This is a genomic window from Paenibacillus sp. 01L418, assembly GCF_056400045.1.
The window spans coordinates 1-4,282 of sequence record NZ_JBFTSN010000494.1; the positions used below are offsets into that span (position 1 = coordinate 1).

Genomic DNA, 4,282 nt, shown 5'->3' on the forward strand with positions numbered 1-4,282 from the left:
TGCTCAAGCAAAGCGTAAGCCGCTTTAGCCATTTCATTTCCCTTCATCGCTTCAGTTCCCACGTTCAGAAGCCCAACTCTCGGCTTCTCCAGTCCGTGAACCTTTGCACGATAAATGCTTCCCATAATTGCATATTGCAGCAGATGCTCCGGCTTTGCATCCATATTCGCTCCCAAATCAAGCGTAAGAATGCCGACATCATCCATCGTAGGCATCATAGGAGCGAGCGCGGGCCGTTCGATTCCATCCATTCGACCGACGACAAGAAGTCCAGTCGCCATCAAAGCACCAGTATTGCCTGCTGACAGCATAGCATCTGCCTGCTTTTCACGAACGAGCTGTCCAGCAACGACCATGGATGCTCCTTTTTTGCGGCGTACCGCTTTAACAGGCTCATCATCTGGACCAATGACCTCATCAGCATGGCAAATGGTTATATTAGCGGGCTTCTGCCCTTTCATGAGCGGTTCAATAACAGACGTTTCACCAACGAGCAGCAGCTCTGTATCGGGCCACTGCGCCGCCGCGTCAAGCGCTCCTTGCACAATTAAGCCAGGGGCGTTGTCTCCCCCCATAGCATCAATAGCGATCCGCACGTACGTCTCCTCCTTCAGCATCTGTGTCTCCCGCGGACCGATAAATAACAAAGTTACCCTGGAACACCATTTCGTCTCCGACATATGTGAACAGCTCTACCTTCGCCTTGCTTCGCTCGCCCGAAATGGAACGAACATAAGCCTTGGCAATACATTTCTCCCCAAGCTTAACAGGTCGAATGAATCTAATGTCCGCTGTTACGGTAAGTGCAATTTCATCATCTATAATAGCAACGGCAAGTGAATTTGCTTGTGCAAATACGTGATGACCGCGTGCAATGCCCGTTCTGGAGAATACATGTTCTTCACGAATCTCGAATACCGAGATGCCGTTCTTGTCCAATTCCAAATCGACAATATCACCAATCACCTCGTGCAATGCGAGCGAGCGAACGGAGTCGTATGAACGTTCTGCCATCAGCTTCAGACGTTCTCTAAGCTCTGGTATACCAAGCTCCATCCGGTCAAGGCGTATCGTCTGGATGCTTACTTTGAGCAACCTAGTCAGTTCCCGATCCGTTATAAAAGGATTTTCATCAATGTGTCGGGCAAGCTGCTGATGCCGCTGCCGTTTGGGCATTCGTTCGATGTTCGGCACCACCTTTTACCAAATAGTGAATGATAGACAATCTTATATCTGTTCCGCGGCCTTGTGAGGCATCAGTACGATTAGTATATGTATGTTGCTTGATATTATCACCTGGTACTAATTAAGTATATAAAAAAATACGCTCGAGCGCAATGTTGCATAAAAATATAACTGCTTTTTCATCCATTCCCTAGCGTTACACGAATCGATATGAGCAAAAAAATAGCACTTCATCACATGGATGAAGTGCTATCCCAGACATCATTTCTTATTGAGAAATGATCTCTTTTGTTTTGTAATATCCACAAACTTTGCATACGTGGTGAGCCAATTTCAGCTCGCCGCATTGCTCACACTTCACCATGCCCGGTACTGCAAGTTTGAAATGCGTACGACGTTTATCACGGCGAGTCTTGGATGTTCTACGCTGAGGTACTGCCATATTTAACACCTCCTTCAAAAATTCAATCAGCACTACTCTTATTCCTTAAATAGATCCTTTAGCGCTGCAAAACGGATATCAACCTTCTCCGTGGAGCAGCTGCATTTGTGCTCATTTAAGTTCTGTCCGCAAGTCTGACAGAGACCTTTACAATCATTGCTGCAAAGCGGTGCAAAAGGCATGAACAGTTGAAGTGCTTCTTCCACATAAGGCTTCAAGTTCAGTCTGTCCGCATTTACTTCAATGAAATCACTCTCTTCCTCTTCCATATCCTCATCACGGTCTTCGTCAGACGTAGCCCGCTTAAATACTTCAGAGAATCGAATAACCGTATGATCCTTTACCGGTTCAAGGCAGCGTGAGCAGGCAAGCTCGAGATCGATGGCAAGCTTGCCATCCACTTCGATAAACTCTTCGTGCCCAGTTACCTGAAGCGATACATGGAGAGGTCCCGTACGATAAACATCTTGGCGTCCTTTAAAAAGGTCACTAACATCGAGCTGTTCGTCGATTGTAGTTTTCAACCCTTTGGACATTGTTTCTTGAATATGAAACTGCATCAGATCACCCCAAACAAACAAAGATTATTATATCTATCAGACTACTGTTTTGTCAACATTTTCACACGGTTTTTCAATAACACTTGATGCAGACCGTGATTGTGCTCCCTCTCTATGCTATAGTGAAACAACCAACATTTAACAGAGAGAGGATCAAGCGAATGCGCACCGTCGGGCTCATTGTCGAGTATAATCCATTTCACAACGGACATTTGTATCATTTGCAACAATCGCGCAAAATAACGCAATCTGACGCCGTCGTTGCCGTCATGAGCGGCCATTTTCTGCAACGCGGCGAGCCTGCCCTGCTGGATAAATGGGCTAGAACACGTATGGCGCTTGAAGGCGGCTGCGATCTTGTCATTGAATTGCCGGTTGCTTACGCAACACAAGCCGCAGAGTGGTTCGCCTATGGCGCTGTGTCCTTATTAGAGGCGACAGGCGTCGTTGACAGCTTCTGCTTTGGAACGGAAAACGGTGAGCTTGAGCCGCTGCTACAGGCAGCAGAGCTCATTACAAACGAGCCGCCAGCCTTTAAAGCCTTATTGAAGCAGCTGCTTCAAACGGGAATTAGTTATCCGAACGCGTACAGCAGCGCCATCACCACCTACTTATCGGATCAGGGCTATTCCTCTGCCGCTAATTTTCCATTCGCGCTTCCTAATCATACATTAGCGCTCCATTATTTGCTTGCGCTGAAACGGCTAGGCGGCAAAATGGAGCCGCACACTATCACTCGTGAGAAAGCGCAGTACAATCAAGAAACCGCAACCGACAGCCAAATCGCAAGCGCGACCGCAATCCGCAAGCTGCTGCTCGAGAAACGATCTCTTGAGGAAGCGCGCGCTTATGTACCGGAATCCACAACGCGAATCTTGCAGCAGGAATGGGCTAGCGGACGTTGCCCGATCAGCTGGGAGCCTTTTACGAATGCGCTGCTTCACGCGATTGTAACTCGCTCGTCATATGAACTTTCGAACCTGCATGAGATGACAGAAGGATTGGAGCATCGCATTTTGAATGCCCTTCCCAAGCTGCCCTCCCGCCAGTTCGATGACCTGCTAGAAGCTTTAAAAACGAAGCGCTATACGAGAACGAAGCTGCAGCGTTCACTTCTTGCTATTCTGCTTGGACATCAGAAATCTGATTTCACACCGGATAAGCTTGCTTCGGGTGTTGAATATATAAGAGTGCTTGGTTTTACGGAAAAAGGCAAGCTTTTATTACGACGCATGCGAAATTGTGCCAAATTGCCTGTGCTGCAAAGCGCAGCAAGAGCACCAAAGCCCTTCCGTTATTTGGAGCTTGATACACAAGCGAGCAGTGTCTATTCACTAGGCGTACCGGGCATTCATGCCCCGCAATCGTTATTCCGTGATTTTACGGAAAGACCCGTAACCATCGATTCCTAATCGAAATAAATAAAAGTTACCTTTCGTTCCCAGCGAGATAAACTTTTACTTGCTCCACAGCTTCCTTCAGCGTACTTACGCTGACCACTTTCATCGAGGCGTTAAGCGCTTTTGCTTTCGCCTCGGCATCCTTATAGTTATCAGAAGGAACAAGAAACAGCTCCGCGCCTTCCTCGCTTGCAATGACAACTTTTTGCTTTATTCCACCGATAGCTCCGACCTCTCCGAGTGGAGTAATCGTGCCTGTCGCCGCAATGCGATGACCTCCCGACAAATCACCGTTCGTTAGCAGATCAAGGGATTGCAAAGCAAAAACGAGACCGGCCGATGGCCCCCCAATATCGCCTACTTTTATACTGATGCGGTTATTGTGATCCGATGGGTCCAAGCCGCGTTGTTCCGTCAAGTTTACGATGCCCAGAACACTCAAGAGCTGCTCGTTAGTCGAGACAGATTTTAATGTATCCGATGAGTAAGAGACCTGTAGTTGCTGCCCTTTGCGCTCCACATCAAATAAAACGTTTTGCTGCTTATCATACCCTCTCAGCGTCTCAAACAAATCTGCCAAGCTGTTCGGCGGTTTTTCGCCATGAATGCCTAAAAGCTTATCTCCTGCTTTGAATGAACTTTTCAAAGGGTGATCGATAGGATTTACTTCCGTAATAACAACGCTGTTCAGCTTG

General features: G+C 47.5%; 6 protein-coding genes. 1 reads left to right on the forward strand and 5 read right to left on the reverse strand.

Annotated features, from left to right (window positions below; genetic code table 11):
- The 4 genes from AC1DSE_RS31190 to AC1DSE_RS31205 all read right to left on the reverse strand — a co-directional run.
- Positions 1–596: phosphate acyltransferase (locus tag AC1DSE_RS31190; protein WP_477528765.1), on the reverse strand; the 596-nt coding region annotated here is incomplete at its 3' end.
- On the reverse strand, positions 580–1,176 hold the full coding sequence (fapR, locus tag AC1DSE_RS31195) for a transcription factor FapR (RefSeq protein WP_441881325.1): 597 nt from the start codon (positions 1,174–1,176) through the stop codon (positions 580–582). The genes fapR and AC1DSE_RS31190, both read right to left, overlap by 17 nt.
- A 277-nt stretch (positions 1,177–1,453) precedes the next feature.
- A complete protein-coding gene (rpmF, locus tag AC1DSE_RS31200) occupies positions 1,454–1,627 on the reverse strand; it encodes a 50S ribosomal protein L32 (RefSeq protein ID WP_006036546.1) in 174 nt (57 codons plus the stop codon).
- A 38-nt stretch (positions 1,628–1,665) separates the two neighbouring features.
- Entirely contained in the window at positions 1,666–2,187 is a 522-nt protein-coding gene (locus AC1DSE_RS31205) for a YceD family protein (protein ID WP_477511438.1), read from the reverse strand.
- 161 nt (positions 2,188–2,348) lie between these two features.
- On the opposite strand from AC1DSE_RS31205, the gene AC1DSE_RS31210 reads away from it, so the two are divergent.
- The gene (locus tag AC1DSE_RS31210; RefSeq protein ID WP_441881330.1) at positions 2,349–3,599 is read left to right on the forward strand and encodes a nucleotidyltransferase; all 1,251 of its coding nucleotides are present in this window, start codon (positions 2,349–2,351) and stop codon (positions 3,597–3,599) included.
- A 16-nt stretch (positions 3,600–3,615) separates the two neighbouring features.
- On the opposite strand, the gene AC1DSE_RS31215 is transcribed toward AC1DSE_RS31210, so the two are convergent.
- Positions 3,616–4,282, reverse strand: a 667-nt coding sequence (locus AC1DSE_RS31215; protein WP_477528766.1) for a S16 family serine protease, incomplete at its 5' end; no start/stop codon positions are given.

Bases quoted from the DNA above. Each gene is read 5' to 3' on its own strand.
- fapR (WP_441881325.1), bottom strand. From the start codon at position 1,176: ATGCCCAAACGGCAGCGGCATCAGCAGCTTGCCCGACACATTGATGAA.
- AC1DSE_RS31205 (WP_477511438.1), bottom strand. From the start codon at position 2,187: ATGCAGTTTCATATTCAAGAAACAATGTCCAAAGGGTTGAAAACTACA.
- rpmF (WP_006036546.1), bottom strand. From the start codon at position 1,627: ATGGCAGTACCTCAGCGTAGAACATCCAAGACTCGCCGTGATAAACGT.
- AC1DSE_RS31210 (WP_441881330.1), top strand. From the start codon at position 2,349: ATGCGCACCGTCGGGCTCATTGTCGAGTATAATCCATTTCACAACGGA.